General features: G+C 77.7%; 13 protein-coding genes. 3 read left to right on the top strand and 10 right to left on the bottom strand.

The features are described 5' to 3' along the window. Positions 1-45 precede the first annotated feature (45 nt). Positions 46-1,503, bottom strand: a complete 1,458-nt coding sequence (locus tag ACFPL3_RS02080; protein ID WP_379588353.1) for an NAD(P)H-hydrate dehydratase — start codon at positions 1,501-1,503, stop codon at positions 46-48. 92 nt (positions 1,504-1,595) lie between these two features. Here ACFPL3_RS02080 and ACFPL3_RS02075 point away from each other — a divergent pair, with 92 nt between their 5' ends. Continuing rightward, positions 1,596-2,423, top strand: coding sequence for a dienelactone hydrolase family protein (locus ACFPL3_RS02075; RefSeq protein ID WP_343947270.1), 828 nt, complete (start codon positions 1,596-1,598; stop codon positions 2,421-2,423). Between the two features lie 469 nt (positions 2,424-2,892). On the opposite strand, the gene ACFPL3_RS02070 is transcribed toward ACFPL3_RS02075, so the two are convergent. The 9 genes from ACFPL3_RS02070 to eccCa form a co-directional block, all read right to left on the bottom strand. After that, positions 2,893-3,237: a hypothetical protein gene (locus ACFPL3_RS02070; RefSeq protein ID WP_343947271.1), complete on the bottom strand. Its 345-nt coding sequence runs from the start codon at positions 3,235-3,237 to the stop codon at positions 2,893-2,895. Beyond that, positions 3,234-3,521 (bottom strand): hypothetical protein, encoded by a 288-nt coding sequence (locus ACFPL3_RS02065; protein WP_343947272.1) that lies wholly within the window; start codon positions 3,519-3,521, stop codon positions 3,234-3,236. The genes ACFPL3_RS02070 and ACFPL3_RS02065 overlap by 4 nt, the downstream gene beginning before the upstream one ends. 61 nt (positions 3,522-3,582) lie before the next feature. Next, positions 3,583-4,926 (bottom strand): phosphoglucosamine mutase, encoded by a 1,344-nt coding sequence (gene glmM, locus ACFPL3_RS02060; RefSeq protein ID WP_343947273.1) that lies wholly within the window; start codon positions 4,924-4,926, stop codon positions 3,583-3,585. A 4-nt stretch (positions 4,927-4,930) separates the two neighbouring features. After that, positions 4,931-5,500 (bottom strand): 30S ribosomal protein S9, encoded by a 570-nt coding sequence (gene rpsI, locus ACFPL3_RS02055; protein WP_343947274.1) that lies wholly within the window; start codon positions 5,498-5,500, stop codon positions 4,931-4,933. A 38-nt stretch (positions 5,501-5,538) separates the two neighbouring features. Next, positions 5,539-5,982 carry a 50S ribosomal protein L13 gene (rplM, locus tag ACFPL3_RS02050; protein ID WP_343947275.1) on the bottom strand — a complete coding sequence of 148 codons (444 nt, stop codon included), beginning with the start codon at positions 5,980-5,982 and terminating at the stop codon, positions 5,539-5,541. A gap of 235 nt (positions 5,983-6,217) precedes the next feature. Then, entirely contained in the window at positions 6,218-6,505 is a 288-nt protein-coding gene (locus tag ACFPL3_RS02045) for a WXG100 family type VII secretion target (protein WP_343947276.1), read from the bottom strand. Between the two features lie 13 nt (positions 6,506-6,518). Continuing rightward, positions 6,519-6,830, bottom strand: a complete 312-nt coding sequence (locus tag ACFPL3_RS02040; RefSeq protein ID WP_343947277.1) for a WXG100 family type VII secretion target — start codon at positions 6,828-6,830, stop codon at positions 6,519-6,521. Between the two features lie 91 nt (positions 6,831-6,921). Continuing rightward, positions 6,922-8,250: a type VII secretion-associated protein gene (locus tag ACFPL3_RS02035; protein WP_379588352.1), complete on the bottom strand. Its 1,329-nt coding sequence runs from the start codon at positions 8,248-8,250 to the stop codon at positions 6,922-6,924. Beyond that, a complete protein-coding gene (gene eccCa, locus ACFPL3_RS02030; protein WP_379588351.1) occupies positions 8,247-12,101 on the bottom strand; it encodes a type VII secretion protein EccCa in 3,855 nt (1,284 codons plus the stop codon). Before eccCa ends, ACFPL3_RS02035 begins: the two co-directional genes overlap by 4 nt. Positions 12,102-12,218: 117 nt before the next feature. Here eccCa and eccD point away from each other — a divergent pair, with 117 nt between their 5' ends. Both eccD and mycP read left to right on the top strand, forming a co-directional pair. Beyond that, the gene (gene eccD, locus ACFPL3_RS02025) at positions 12,219-13,565 is read left to right on the top strand and encodes a type VII secretion integral membrane protein EccD (RefSeq protein WP_379588350.1); all 1,347 of its coding nucleotides are present in this window, start codon (positions 12,219-12,221) and stop codon (positions 13,563-13,565) included. An 8-nt stretch (positions 13,566-13,573) separates the two neighbouring features. Next, positions 13,574-14,899: a type VII secretion-associated serine protease mycosin gene (gene mycP, locus ACFPL3_RS02020; protein WP_379588349.1), complete on the top strand. Its 1,326-nt coding sequence runs from the start codon at positions 13,574-13,576 to the stop codon at positions 14,897-14,899. Positions 14,900-14,953 lie beyond the last annotated feature (54 nt).

Genomic DNA, 14,953 nt, shown 5'->3' with positions numbered 1-14,953 from the left:
GGTCACGCATCCCGGCTGGCCCGACCTCCACCACCCGACCTGCACCTATTCCGCACCGCGCGCCGTGGACGCCCGGACCGAGCGGATCGCCGCCGGGAGCGCCGCCTGCAGCCGCGACGCGGGGGCGGGCGCTCCCTGCGCGGCGAGCTCTGCGGCGAGGCCGTGCACGTACGCGGCGCAGCCCGCGGCCCACCACGGCTCGAGGCCCGCGGCCAGCAGGGCGCCGAGCACGCCGGTCAGCACGTCGCCGGACCCGGCGGTGGCCGCCCACGAGGACCCCGACGGGTGCACGAGCGCGCGACCGCCGGGATCGGCGACGACGGTGGCGTTGCCCTTGAGGAGCACGGTGAACCCGAGCTCTGCGGCCGCCCGGCGGGCCGCCCCGATCCGGTCGGTGCCGACCTCGCCCGCCACCCGGGCGAACTCGCGGTCGTGCGGGGTGAGCAGCACGGGCCTGCCCCGCAGCGCGGCGCGCAGATCCGCGTGCGCGGCGAGCAGCGTGATGGCGTCGGCGTCCACGCACAGCGGCACGTCGCGGTCGATCGCGGTGGCCAGCACCGCGCGGCCGGCGTCGTCGGTGCCGATGCCCGGCCCCACCGCCCAGGCCTGGACCTGCCCGGCGTCCGCGATCGCGTCGGTGGCGACCACCTCCGGCCACCGGTCGCGGACCCCGCGTGCGGCGCTCCCTGCGAACCTGACCATGCCGCTGGTGGCCAGCGCAGCGGCGCCGGCGGCCAGGACGGCCGCACCGGGGTAGGTCGCCGAGCCGGCCGCGATCCCCACGACCCCCTGCGTGTACTTGTCGTCGGCCGGGCCGGGCACCGGCCACCGTGCTCCCACGTCGGGGGCGTCCAGCACGTGCGCGTGCGGTTCGGGCAGCAGCGGCGCGAGCCCGATGTCCACCAGGTGCACGGGACCGCAGCGGGCCCTGGCGAGGACGTGCACCGGCTTGAGCGCACCGAACGTCACCGTGGCGGCGGCCGTGACCGCGGGCCCGGCCACGGCGCCTGTGTCCGGGTCGACCCCGCTGGGCAGGTCCACGGCCAGCACCGGGACGCCCGCCGCGTCAGCGGCCGCCACGAGCCGGGCGGCGGGCTCACGCAGCGCACCGCGCCCGGAGATGCCGACGATCCCGTCGATCACGAGATCCGCCCCCGGCACCGCGACCTGCCCGGCCTCGGCGTCCACCGCGTACCCGCCCGCCCGCAGGAACGCGGCCAGCCCGGCCGGGTGCGCACGAGCCGGGTCCACCAGCACCGCCGTGACCCCCACGCCCCGCCTGCGCAGCTCCACCCCCGCCCAGAGCGCGTCGCCGCCGTTGTTGCCCGCCCCGACGAGCAGCACGACCCGCCGCCCGGCCACCGTCCCGGTGGCGGCCAGCATCCGCCGCGCGTGCACCGCGAGCCCGAACGCGGCGCGGCGCATCAGCGCGCCCTCCGGCGTGCGGGCGAGCAGCACCGCCTCCGCGTCCCGCACCTGCTGCGCCGTCCAGACCCCCCGCATGCCGCGAGCGTAGGTCGTACAGGGGTGGGGCCACGACATCTTCCGCGCGCGTCCCGTCGCCCCGCGCGTGCCCGGGCGGCTACCGTGCGCGTGTGACCCGCACCCGCTCCGCCGCCCGGCCCCCCGAGGTGCGCGGCGCCAAGGACGCCCTCGAGCAGCTGTCGCGGCCCGGCCCGCACACCGTCCTGCGCGGCGACCTCGGGATGGTCGGCCTCGCGGGGGTCGTGTTCGCCCCCGAAGAGGGGCTCGGGCTACCCGCCGTCGCGTTCGGGCACGACTGGCTGCAGCCGCCGGAGCGCTACGCCGACCTGCTGCGCCACCTCGCCTCCTGGGGCATCGTGGTGGCCGCCCCCGGCACCCACCGCGGCCCGCTGCCCAGCCACGCCGGCTTCGCCGCCGACCTGCGCACCGCCCTCGACGTGTGCGCCGGGGTGCGGCTCGGCGACGGGCGCATCAGCGTGGACGCGCGGCGCACCGCGTTCGCCGGCCACGGCATCGGCGGTGGGGCCGCGCTCCTGGCCGCGCAGAACCACCCGCGGGTCGCGGCCGTCGTCACGATCGCGATGGCCCAGACCCGCCCGTCGTCGGTCGACACGGCGCGCGCGGTCACGGTGCCGGTGCTCCACCTCGCCGCGGGCCGCGACACCGTGGCACCGGCCGCCGCCAACGCCGAGCCGGTCGCGGCCGCTGCAGGCGGCCCCGTCTGGCTGCGCACGCTCACGAAGGCCGGCCACACCGGTTTCCTCGAGGGCGTGCACTGGAGCGACCTCCTGCTCGCGGGCAAGCCCGACGGGAAGACCCGCCGCCTCACCCGCGCCCTCGTCACCGCGTTCCTGATGCACCACCTGCTGGGCGAGAACCGCGTCGACGTGCTCGTCGACGGGAAGGTGCCCGGCACCACGCTCGCCCCGCGCCCCTGAGCTACGGAGCACCCCGGTCGGGCGCGCCCCCGGAGCGACCATCGGCCATGATCGCTGGTCTGGCGCGTTCCCCGACCGTCACGTCGGGTTTGCGCCGAGGCAACGATCATGCTCTGTTTGCTGGGTCGGGCCTCCTGGTGGCGCCGCGCATCGTGCGAGCAGGCTTCGCGGGCAGGCCAGGGCCTGCCTGACCTGGCGCGCGGCACCACCAGGAGGCTGCCTTCCCCTGGAGGGGCGAAGACTGAGGTTTCACGGCGACCAAAACGGCCCTTCCTACGCCCATGATCACGAAGTTGGCGCGTTCCCGGGTCGATTTCGCCCGAGAACGCGCCAAACCCGTGATCATGCCCGCGGAACCGGCCGGAGGTGGCGCCGCGCCCCAAGAGGGCAGGCCCCCGGCCTGCCCGCGATCTGCCCCGCACGATGCGCGGCGCCACCGGAGGCGCTTTGCGAGCTCCGGCCGGGGCCCTCACCCCGGCGGCAGCTCCGCGATCCGCATGCCCCGCTCGTCCTCCACCCGCTCGGCCTCGACGCCACCGAGCCGCATCCCGGTGTGCCGCCTGCCGGCGCCGGCCTGCCTGGCGTGCGCTGCACCCAACTCGGCGGCCGCCCCGGCCTCCCGCCCGAGCTCCGCCCCCAGCTGCTCCGTCCGCGCCGCCCACTCCCGCCCACGCGCGTCCGGCCAGTCGCCGCCGATGAGCTCGCCGAGCACCGCGACCCGCCGCCCGGCGTCCGCCAGCACGTCGCCGAGCCGCGCGTACCACCGCGCCGCGTCCAGGAGCTCGTGCTCGGCGGGCCGTGGGGTTCCGGTCACGGCTGGCCCGGGCCGAGGCCGTCGCGCAACCGGGAGAGCACCGCGGCGACGTCCGCTTCGGCCCCGCGCGCCGCGCCCGCGGCCGCACGCAGCACCGCACTCAACTCGGCCAGCTCACGCACCGCGGCACCCACCGCACCATCGAGCCGCTCGCGCTCGCCGGCGAACAGCCCGGCCGCGACTGGGGCGCCGCGCAGCGCCGCGAGCAGCTCATCGGCGAGTCCGGACGCGACGGCGGCGTGCGCGTGCAGCCGGTCGGGACGCAGGTGCAGCTCGGGCGGCATGGGCCGATCGTGCCCGACGGCGCCGCCGCGCGGGGCCGAACCGGCGAAGAGCCCGGGGCGGCTAGGAAGCGGCGGCGACGACCTCGGCCAGCCGCACCGCGGTGGCCTCCGCCTGCTCGGCGGTGGGCGCCTCGACCATCACCCGTACCAGCTGCTCCGTGCCCGACGGCCGCAGCAGGACGCGTCCCGAACCGCCCAGCTCGACCTCGGCCTTCTCGACCGCGTCGCGCACCGCGGCGGACGCCGCCACCGCGGCCTTGTCGGCCACGCGCACGTTCCGCAGCACCTGCGGGAGCGGCGTGACGATCGCGGCGAGCTCCGCGAGGGAACGCGCGGTGGACGCCATGCGCGCCATCAACCGCAGCGCGGTGAGCAGGCCGTCGCCGGTGGTGGAGTAGCGCGGCATCACGACATGGCCCGACTGCTCGCCACCGAGGCTGAACCCGCCCTCGCGCAGCTCCTCGAGCACGTACCGGTCGCCGACGGCGGTGGTGCGCACGGTGATGCCGGCGTCGCGCATCGCCAGGTGCAGGCCGAGGTTGCTCATGACCGTGGCGACGAGCGTGTCGGCGACCAGCTCGCCCGCCTCGCGCATCGCGACGGCCAGTACGGCCATGATCTGGTCGCCGTCGACCGCGGCGCCGGTGGCGTCGACGGCGAGGCAACGATCGGCGTCGCCGTCGTGGGCGATGCCCAGGTCGGCGCCGTGCGCCCGGACCGCCTCGCACAGCACGCCGATGTGGGTGGAGCCGACGCCCTCGTTGATGTTGAGCCCGTCGGGTTCCGCGTGCAGCGCCACGACGTCGGCACCGGCGCGCCGGTACGTGTCCGGGGCCACCGTGGACGCCGCCCCGTGCGCACAGTCGACCACCAGCCGCAGCCCGGCGAGCGGGGCGGGCGTGACGGCGAGCAGGTGGTCGCGGTAGCGGGCGACGGCGTCACCAAGGTCGCGCACACGGCCGATCGCGGCGCCCGTGGGCCGCTCCGCGACGGCACCGACGCCGCTCTCCACCGCGCTCTCGACGGCGTCCGGCAGCTTCTGCCCGCCCGCGGCGAACAGCTTGATGCCGTTGTCCGGCATCGGGTTGTGCGACGCGGAGATCATCACACCCAGGTCGGCGCCCAGATCACTGACCAGGAACGCCACCGCGGGGGTGGGCAGCACCCCGACGCGCACCGCGTCGGCGCCGGCCGACGTGAGCCCGGCGACGACCGCGGCCTCGAGCATCTCGCCGCTGGCACGCGGGTCGCGCCCGACCACCGCGACCGGACGGCGCGACCGGTCACGCTCGGCGAGCACACGGGCGGCCGATGCGGAAAGAGCCACGGCGAGCTCCGGGGTGAGGAGCTCGCCGTTGGCCAGTCCGCGAACGCCGTCGGTGCCGAAAAGGCGCCGTGCGCTCAACGCGTCAGCGCTTGCTGTACTGGGGCGCCTTGCGGGCCTTCTTGAGGCCGTACTTCTTGCGCTCGATGACCCGCGGGTCGCGGGTGAGGAAGCCGGCCTTCTTGAGCGGCGGGCGGTCCTCGGAGTCGGCCTCCACCAGCGCACGGGCGATGGCGAGCCGCAGCGCACCGGCCTGGCCGGAGGTGCCGCCGCCCTTGAGGTTGGCGAAGATGTCGAAGCGCTCGGTCTTCTCCACCGTGACCAGCGGCTCCCGGATCAGCTGCTGGTGCAGCTTGTTCGGGAAGTACTCCTCGAGCGACTTGCCGTTGAGCCGGAACTCGCCCGACCCGGGCATGAGCCGCACGCGGACGACGGCCTCCTTGCGACGGCCGACGGTCTGGATCGGGCGGTCGGAGAAGACGGCCGGGATCTCGGGCAGCGCGACGTCGGCCGCGATCTCGGTGTCGTCGTACTCGCCGTCGGTGTACTCCGGCGCCTCGGCCTCGGCGGCCTCAGGAGCCTCGGTGGCCTCGGGAGCCTCGGCGTCGACCGCGGTCTCCTCGACGGCCTCGTACTCGGACTCGGGGGTGGTCACGGGCTGTCCCTCTTCCGGTGTGGTCGCCTCTGGGTTGGTCACTGGGCGACCTGGGTGATCTCGAACGCGGCCGGCTTCTGCGCGGCGTGCGGGTGGTCGGGGCCGGCGTAGACCTTGAGCTTCTTGGCCATCGCCCGGCCGAGGCGGTTCTTCGGGAGCATGCCCTTGATCGCCTTCTCGACCAGCCGGTCCGGGTGCTTCTCGATCATCTCGCCGACCGTGCGCTGCTTGAGCCCACCGGGGAAGCCGCTGTGGCGGTAGACGAACTTGTCATCGCGCTTGGTGCCGGAGACCGCGATCTTCTCGGCGTTGACGATGATGACGAAGTCGCCCGTGTCCATGTGCGGGGCGTACGTGGGCTTGTGCTTGCCGCGCAGGAGGGTGGCGGCATGCGTGGCGAGGCGGCCGAGCACCACATCCGTGGCGTCGATCACGTGCCAGGCGCGGGTGATCTCGCCGGGCTTGGGGCTGTACGTGGGCACGGACCTACCTCGTCGCTGTCGTCTGCTCGTGGGAGCTGCCTCTGGTGCGCGAGTGCGGCATGCTGGGGCGCCGGGCCCGAGGGCCGGGCCGTGCGGGCCGTGGTGGCACGGCCGCGGGTGTCCACCCGCCGCACATCGAATAACGAGGGTACCCGCCGCCTCCGAGGAGGGTCAAAACGCCCCCTGGTGTGCGGTCCCGGCGGCGGTTCGCCCTGGTGCGGCGGGCCCCTCCCCGTCATCTCCAGCGCGCCGCGTTGGCCTCCTCCGCCTCACGGTAGCGCTCGTTCGCGGCGCCGAGCGCGACCCCGATCTGGCGCAGCACGGCGGCCAGGTTGGCGGCCGCCGTGTCCCATTCGCGCTGCTTGGAGCGGTACTCGGCCGCCGCGACGCCCTCCCACGTGGCGACCATCGGCGCCACGAACCGCTTGAGGTCATCCAGCTGCGTGGTCATCCGGCCCGCGACGCCCGACACGTCCGACTGCGCAGCCTCGAGCGCCGCGAACGTGACCTTGATCTCGCTCATCCCGCTCCTCCCCTCAGCCCAGCGCCGCGCGGATCGCGGACATGTCGCCGGCGTGCTGGTCCTCCTGCGCCTGGTAGGTGACCCCGGTGCCCTGGATCGACTCGCCGATGCCGCGCAGGGCCTCGCTCAACGTCTTCGCCTCCGTGTCCCACCGGGCCATCAGCGCGGCGAACGCGGCCGCGGCGTCGCCGCGCCACGCGCCGCCGAGCGGGGCGAGCCGTGAGCGCAGGGCGGCGAGCTCGGCCTGCACCTCGTCGTTCACCCCGAGCACGTGCCTCCCGGCGGCCTGCATCGCCTCCACGCTGGTGCCGAACCCCTGGGTCATGCCCGTCCCCTTCCGTTGCGGATGCCGCCACGCTCGCACCGCCGCCGCCCCGGCGAGGCGGATCGGGCCGGATCGTTCGCGGGTGTGAACGTCAGCCCGCCGTGACCGACGCCGCGACCGCGGCGCACGCCGCCCGCACCGCCTCCGCACCGGCGGGGGTGTGCCGGCAGCCGACGCTCAGCTGCGCGTCGCCGTCGAGCACGACGTACCAGTCGACGACGGTGCCGCCCGGCTCCTCCTGCCGGTACGCCGTGGCCTCCCGGCCGCCGACGCGTGCATCCGGGTCGAACGCGGACAGCCGCGAGCCCGCCGCGACGGCGGCGTCGAACACGGCGCGCAGCTCCGTCCGCGCGCGCTGCGGCTCGGCGGCCGTGTCGTAGCCGAGGGACGTTCGCTCCACGGCGATCAGGTCGCTGCCCTCCGGTGCCGACCGCGGTGTGAGCAGCACGCGCCTGCGTTCGGGCAGCCCACCGGTGTGCTCCCACCCCGCCGGCACGTCGAGCCGGTAGCCGTACTGCACGAGCACCCCCGCAGGCACCTCGGGAACGGCGGGCGGCGCCGGCAGCCGCCCCAGCCCGAGCAGCGCCACCGCGCCGATCGCGGCGGCGCTCCCGAGCAGGGCCGCCCGGAGCGTCCGCCTGCGCACGGGGAGCGCGGGCAGCCAGCCGACGCCGGTGGGCGGTGGCCCGGCCGGAGCGGGTCGCACCGGCTCGGCGACGTGCGCGAGGGCCCCCAGCACCGCGGCCGCCTCCGGGCGCGGCGCCACCTGCGCGCCCGGGATGCCCGCCTCGTCGACCGCCCTCGCCAGGGCGGGGCTGCGGGCCAGCCCGCCGACGAGCAGCACCCGCCCGGCGCCCTCCGCCACCTCGCGCAGCGGGGCCACGGCGGCGCGCAACGGTGCGGCGAGCAGCGGCGCCAGGTCCGCCGCCGCCACCCCGTCCACGCTCGGGAGCAGCGACAACGCCTCCCGCAGCGCCCGCGCCGCCACCGGGTCCCGCCCGGTGCGGGCGGCCACCAGCTCGTCGAGCACCCGGCCGCCCACCTCGGCCGCCGCCACGGCCCGGACGGCGCTGTCGGGGCCCAGCAGGGTGGCCTCGGCCATGGACGCGCCGACGTCGAGCACGGCTGCCGCGCCCGGGCCGGCCGCCGCGAGCGGAGCCGCGAGCGTGCGGATCCGGGCGGCCGAGCCCGCGCACTCGCGCGCCCACCGCGCGGCGCGTTCGGGCGGCCACCGCGCGGGGTGCACGAGGACCAGCTCCTCCGGAGGCGGTCCCACGAACTCGGTGAGCAACGCGGGAACCCCAGGCCCGGGCGCAGGCAGCTCCGCGACCAGCCGCGGCGGGCCCTCCGCCGGGGCGCAGGCGAGGCGGACGAACCCCGTGCCCTCCTGCACCGCGACGCGGACCGGGGCACCGGTCACCGGCCGTCGTCCTCGTCCGGCGGCAGCCACGCCAGCTGCACGCGCCGGGCGCCGCGGCGCCGGTCGACCAGCACCCCGCGCCCGGGCGGCTCCGGGCCGGGCCGGACGGTGCCGAGCAGCGCGCCCTCGTCGGGGCTGCCGTTCATGACCAGCCCGGGCACGGCGAGCTCCCGCAGCCGCCCGAGCACGGGGTCGTACATGGCGCGGGCCGCGCCACCGCAGCGGCGGGCGACGACGAGGTGCAGCCCGACGTCCTTGGCCTGCGCGAGGAACTCCACCAGCGGGAGCAGCGGGTTGGCCGCGCCGCCGGGGGCGACGAGGTCGTAGTCGTCGACGAGGACGTGCACGTCCGGTCCGCTCCACCAGCTCCGCTCGCGCAGCTCCCGGGCCGTGACCTCGGGGCCGGGCAACCGCCTGCGCAGCGACTCGGCCACCTCGGCGGCGGCCGCGGCGGTGGCGTCGGGCGTGCTGGTGTGGGCGATCAGGTGCGAGCCGGGTACCGCACCGAGGAGGGTGCGACGGGGGTCGACCACCACGATGCGCGCCTCCTGCGGCGGGTACGCGGCGGTGATGCCGTGGGCCACCAGCCGCAGCAGCGTGGTCTTGCCGCTCTCCGCGTCGGCGAGGCAGAGCAGGTGCGGGTCGGCCGCGGGGTCGTGCACGACCCGCGCGAGCCGCTCCTCGTCCACGCCGAGCGGGATGCCGGTGCCCGTGTCGGGGCCGGCGGGCGGCAACCGGTCGAGATCGACGCGGTCGGGCAGCAGCCGGACCCCGGCGAAGCCGTCGCCCGGCCAGCCGCGCGCGACCTCGGCCACGAGAGCGCCGAGGTCGCCGGTGGCGCGGCGGGGCGCGGCCACCACCGCCGGGGCGCCGTCGGGCGCGAGCCCGTGGCCCGGGCGCGCGGGCACGGCAGCGGCCCGGCGCCGATCCACCTCGGACTCCGCGGGCTCCCCCAGCCGCAGCTCCACCCGACCGCCGACCAGGTCCTTCAGCGCTGGACGCAGCTCGCTCCACCGCGTGGCCGACAACGCGAGGTGCAGCCCGTAGGACAGGCCCTGCGCGGCCAGCGCGGGCAGGCGCACCTCCAGGTCGTCGAACTCGCCGCGCAGCACGAGGTACCCGTCGACGACGAACAGGACGTCGGTGGCCGGCTCGTCCGGAAACGCGCCTGCCGCCCGGCGGGCCCGGAACTCCTCGACGGAGGCGAGCCCGTTGTCGCGGAACAGCTGCTCGCGGCGGGCGAGCAGCGCGGCGAACTCGGCGACGACCCGGCGCACCAGCTCGGGCTGCTGCCGGTCGGCGGCCGTGCCGACGTGCGGGAGCCCCGCCAGCGCGGCGAGCGCGCCCCCGCCGAAGTCGAGGAGGTGCACGCCGAGCTCGTCGGGTGTGCGGGTGAGCGCCAGCGCGAGCACGGTGGTGGCGAGCGCGGAGGACTTGCCGCTGCGCGGGGCGCCGACCACCGCGAGGTGCCCGGCCCCGCCCGCCAGGTCGACGACGAGCGCGTCGCGCCGCTGCTGGTAGGGCCGGTCGACGAGGCCGATGGCCACCTGGAGCGGGCCGCGGCCCGCCTGCGCGGACCCGAGGACCTCGTCGAGCGGGGGCGGGTCGCCGAGCGGCGGGAGCCACACCCGGTGGGCGGGCGGGCCGGTGCCGGCCATGGCCGCGATCACGGTGTCCAGGACCGTGGGCCCGTCGGCGGGGTCGTCGCCGGACGGTGTCGCCTGCTCGGGTTCGAGCACCGGCGCCGCCCGGAACGGGTGGGCCCGCGGCCGGTGCCGTGGCGGCGCCGCCTGCCGGGGCGCCGCGTCGGGCGCCGACACGTACGCCGCGCGGAACCGGACGAGCTCGCCGGTGCCGGTGGCGAGGAACGCCGAACCGGGCGTGGACGGCAGCTGGTGGGCGTCCGGCACGCCGAGGACGGCCCGGGACTCCGCCGCCGAGAACGTGCGCAGCGCGATCCGGTACGACAGGTGCGACTCGAGTCCGCGCAGCCTGCCCTCGTCGAGCCGCTGCGAGGCGAGCAGCAGGTGCAGCCCGAGCGAGCGGCCGAGGCGGCCGATCGTGACGAGCAGGTCGATCAGCTCCGGCCGCTGCGCCAGCAGCTCGGAGAACTCGTCGACCACCACCAGCAGCGCGGGCAGCGGGGGCAGGTCGGCGCCCGCGCGCCGGGCCGCGGCGTACTCGGTGACGCCGACCAGATTGCCCGCCGCCCGCAGCAGCTCCTGCCGGCGGGTGATCTCCCCGGCGAGCGCGTCGGCCATCCGGTCGACGAGGCCGAGCTCGTCGGCGAGGTTCGTGATCACCGCGGAGACGTGCGGCAGGCCGGCGAGCCCGAGGAACGTGGCGCCGCCCTTGAAGTCGACGAGGACGAGGTTCAACTCCTCCGACGAGTGGGTGGCGGCCAGGCCGAGCACGAGCGTGCGCAGCAACTCGCTCTTGCCGGAGCCGGTGGCGCCCACGCACAGCCCGTGCGGGCCGCTGCCGCCCAGTGCCGCCTCCTTCAGGTCGAGGGTGATCACCGCGCCGCTCTCGTCCACCCCGATCGGCACCCGCAGCCGGTCAGCCTCCGAGCGCGCCCAGCGGGCGCGCACCGCGGCGACCCCCGCCGGGCCGGGCGCGAGGCCGAGCAGCGCGGGCAGGCCGGCGGGAGCCGTGGGGCCCGGGTCGCCCGCCTCCGCAGACCGCGCGGCCGGGTGCCGGGCCATCCGGCGGGCCAGCGCCGTGGCCTCGGCGACGGTGAGACCGTCCGGGCTCCCGATCAGGGCGGGAGGCTCGTCGCCTCCGCCGCGCAGCAGCGCATCCGGCGCCACGAGCAGCCGCACGACCGACGGCGCCGGGCGCCTGCCTGCCGGCGCCCCGACCCGCAGCACGGTGACGCCCGCGACCCCGGCCCACGCCCCCGGGCCCGCGGTGACGTCGTCGACCACCACGAGCAGGTGCGGCTCTCCCGCACCCGGTCCCGCGGGCCGCCCGACCAGCTCCGCGCGCCACCAGTGCCGCACCTCGTCGGCGTCGGACGTGATCATCCGCAGCGGGCCGACGGCGTCGTGGCGACGGCGGTGCCGGGCGTGCGGCAGCCACTTCACCCACTCCCACTCGTGGGCAAGGGACGGCGGCGCCACCACCGCGAGCAGGGCGTCGGCCGGGGCGTGCCAGAGCACGTACTGCACGACGACGGCCCGGGCCAGCGCCCGCACGCGGTCGACGCCCGCGCCGCCCGTGGGCTCCAGCCACACCACCCCGCTCGCCCGCAGCGACAGCGCCACCGGCAGATCCGGCACCACCGCGTGCCCCAGCAGGAGGCGGCGCAGCGCGAGCGCCGTGACCGGCTCGAGGCCGTCGACCGGCCCGGTCTGCGGCGGCACGAGCCGGGTGGCGAGGCGCTGGGCGCCCCGGCCGACGCGGACGTGCGCGAAGTCGGGGTCGGCCGGCCTGCGCTCCCACATCCGGCCGGCCCGCAGCACCGCCGGCCACGCGGCCGGATCCGGGTGCGACCACTCCAGCGCCGCCCGCTGCTCCGCCGCGATCCCCCGCACCCGTCCGCGGAGCACCGACAGGTAGCGCAGGTAGTCGCGGCGGTCCTCGTCCACGGCCGCCGTGCGGCTGCCGCCCCCGCGCCCGGTGAGCAGCATGCCGAGCGAGGAGATCGCGAACATCCCGCCGAACAGCCACGAGGTCGGCTGGTCTGCCCCGGCCACGACCACGAAGCCGATCGAGCCGACCAGCATCACCAGCGGCAGCATCCGCTGCAGCACCCCCGCCGGGACGATCCGCTCCGGCTCCGGCGGTGGTTCGAGCGTGAGCTCACCGCCCGGCATCCGGGGCGGCGCCGGTCGCGCTCGACTCGTCATCGTCCGCCTCCGGAGTTCCTCCGAAACGACCCCGCCCGGGACCGGGCGCTGCGATGCTAGGCAGCCGACGGGCAGCGCCGGGCCGTTTCGGGAGAACTCGTCAGCGGAGGGGACACGATGATCGTCGCGCCGTACCGCCGCCTCACGGTGCTCGCGCCCCGCGCCGCGGTGGACGTCGCGCTGCCCTCCGACGTGCCGGTGGCCGAGCTGGTCCCGATGGTGCTCGACCTGGTCGGGGAGCCGGTGTTCGGCGTGCGCCCGGTGCCGTGGCGGCTCACGGGCGCGGCGGGCGCGCCGCTCCCGCCCGGTGCCTCGCTGGCCGAGCTGGGCGTTCCCGACGGCGAGCTGTTGCGCCTCGCGCCCGATGTGCCGCCACCTCCGCCGCCGGTGTTCGACGACCCGGTCGACGCCCTCGCCGCCGGGGTCGGCGATGGCGACCGGCACCACCGCGGCTTCGCCGCCGGGGCCGTCCTGCTGATCGCGGTGGCCGGGGCGGCGGTGCTGGCGAGCGGGCCCGCGGGCAGCGCGCTCGTCGCCACGGTCGCCGCCGGCGCGGCAGTGCTCCTCGCCGCCCGGTCCGCCCGCGCCGCGCCGGGAGCCCACACCCTGATCGCGGGGCACACCGCGGCGTTGGCCGCGGTGCCCTTCGCCGCAGCGGCCGGTTGGACGGCGCTGTCCGGCTCCTCCCCTGCGGCGCGGCTGCTGCTCGCCGCGGCGGCCGCGGGCACCGTCGCGGCCGCCGCCCAGATCGCGCTCCGAGTGGTGGCACCGGCGCTCGTCGCCGTGGTGGTGGCCGCCGTGCCCGTGGGGCTGGCAGCGGTGGCCGTGCTGCGGTTCGGCAGCCCTCCCAGCTCCGCCGCCGCCGCGGTGGCGGCGCTCGCGCTGGTGGCCGGGCCGGTGCTCCCGCGCGTCGCGCTGCGCCTGTCGGGGCTGCCCCGCCCCGTGGTGCCCGCCGACGGCTCCGAGCTGGTCGACGCCGACCGCGGGCCCGACATCCTGCCGCCCGACGAGTTCGCCGAGCGTTCCGACCTCGCCCGCGGCTACCTCGCCGGCCTCGTCGGCGGGTGCGCCGCCGTCGCCGTCGCGGGTGCACTCCCGGCGGCCGCCGCAGGCGGCTGGGCCGGACCGACGCTGGCCGGCGTCGTCGTGGCGGTGCTCGCCCTGCGCGCCCGCGGCTTCGCCGACCCGGCACCGTCGCGCACACTGCTCGGGTGCGCCGTGATCGGCCTGGTCGGGCTCGCGCTGCTCACGGCCGCCCGGCCGGAACCCCTGCTCAGCGCCCTCGCCGTCGGGGTGCTGCTGCTCGCGGCAGGGCTGGGTCTCGCCGCGCTCGGCCACAGCGGCCCGGCGGCGTCCCCGGTGGCCCGGCGCGCGGTCGACGTGCTCGACGTGGTCCTCGGCGCCTCGGCGGTGCCGCTCGCCCTCGCCGCGATGGACCTCTTCCGGCTCGTCCGCGGGCTGTGAACGCGCCGATGGCCCGCGGGTGGGTGTGCGCGGCGGTGGCGCTCCTCGCGATCGCCTGCGCGCCCACCGGCGCGGCCGCGGCGGCCGTCCCGGCCGCCCTCGTCGCCTCTGAACCCGGCCCGCCCGCGCCACCGCTCGTGCGCGTGGCGCCGCCCCGCGGGCTGCCACCCGGCCCCGCAGCCGGGATCCGCCAGGTCGCGCGCTGCGGGCCGCCGCGGGCCGACGCGGCCGGCGCAGCCGCCGACGTCGCCGCCCGGCTGCGCCTCGCGGACGTGCACCGGATCGCCACCGGGCGCGGCCAGGTGATCGCCGTGATCGACACGGGCGTGGCGCCGCACCCGCTGCTCGGCGCCCGGTTGCAGGGCGGCGGCGACTACCTCACCGGCGGCGACGGACTCGACGACTGCGATGGCCACGGCACGGCCGTCGCCGGGCTCCTCGCAGCCGCTCCGGTGCGGGGCGAACGCTCGAGCACGCCGCTCGGGATCGCCCCGCAGGCGCAGGTGCTCGCGATCCGGCAGTCGAGCCCCTCGTTCGACGTGCCCGGGCCCGACGGCGGCCGCCGCGCGGCAGGCGACACCGCCACGCTCGCGGAGGCGGTCGTGCTCGCCGTCCGCTCGGGAGCCGATGTCGTCAACATCTCCGAGGCGGTCTGCCTGCCGGCCACCCGCGCGAGCGCCGCGGGCGCGGCGGTGCAGGCCGCGCTGCGCGCTGCCGTCGCCGCAGACGTCGTGGTGGTGGCGGCCGCGGGCAACGTCGGCTCGGGCTCCTGCACCGCCGACGCGCGGGGCCAGGTCTCCCTGCCCGGCTGGTACGGCGACGACGTGCTGACGGTGGGCGCCGTCGGCCCCGACGACACCCCGGCGCCGTTCACCGTGGCCGGGCCGTGGGTCGACGTCGCCGCCCCCGGCACCGGGCTGCGCTCGCTCGCGGTGGGCGGCGGCACCACCGGTGAGCTGAACGGCACCAGCTTCGCGGCACCCTGGGTGGCGGGGCTCGCCACGCTCGTCCGCGAACGGTTCCCGGACCTCACGGCCACCGAGGTCGTCGACCGCATCCTGGCCACAGCCCGCCGGGCGCCCGCCGGCGCCGCCGCCCTGGGCCACGGCGTGGTCGACCCCGTCGCCGCGCTCACGGCGCAGCCGGCCCGCCTCACGCCGGACGGGCGCAGCGACGCAGCCGCGTTCGAGGCCGAGCTGCCCGGCACCGCACCGCGCGCGACGCCGGAACCCCGGGCCCCCGACCGCCCGCTCGACCTCATCGCCGCCGCGGTCCTGCTCGCCGCGGCCGGGCTGTCGGTCGTGGTGCTCCGCCGGCGACCGGGGCGCAGGTAGGTCCCCCGCTCACACACCACCTCGAGCACCCACACACCGACTGCAACCGATGTG

Source organism: Pseudonocardia zijingensis, from assembly GCF_042657305.1.
Taxonomy (GTDB): domain Bacteria; phylum Actinomycetota; class Actinomycetes; order Mycobacteriales; family Pseudonocardiaceae; genus Pseudonocardia; species Pseudonocardia zijingensis.
This window is presented reverse-complemented; position numbering and strand designations above follow the sequence as displayed.

Excerpts from the sequence above, each read along its gene's own strand:
- ACFPL3_RS02080 (WP_379588353.1), bottom strand. The coding sequence starts at position 1,503 with ATGCGGGGGGTCTGGACGGCGCAGCAGGTGCGGGACGCGGAGGCGGTG.
- ACFPL3_RS02065 (WP_343947272.1), bottom strand. The coding sequence starts at position 3,521 with ATGCCGCCCGAGCTGCACCTGCGTCCCGACCGGCTGCACGCGCACGCC.
- ACFPL3_RS02045 (WP_343947276.1), bottom strand. The coding sequence starts at position 6,505 with ATGAGCGAGATCAAGGTCACGTTCGCGGCGCTCGAGGCTGCGCAGTCG.
- ACFPL3_RS02040 (WP_343947277.1), bottom strand. The coding sequence starts at position 6,830 with ATGACCCAGGGGTTCGGCACCAGCGTGGAGGCGATGCAGGCCGCCGGG.
- eccCa (WP_379588351.1), bottom strand. The coding sequence starts at position 12,101 with ATGACGAGTCGAGCGCGACCGGCGCCGCCCCGGATGCCGGGCGGTGAG.
- eccD (WP_379588350.1), top strand. The coding sequence starts at position 12,219 with ATGATCGTCGCGCCGTACCGCCGCCTCACGGTGCTCGCGCCCCGCGCC.
- mycP (WP_379588349.1), top strand. The coding sequence starts at position 13,574 with ATGGCCCGCGGGTGGGTGTGCGCGGCGGTGGCGCTCCTCGCGATCGCC.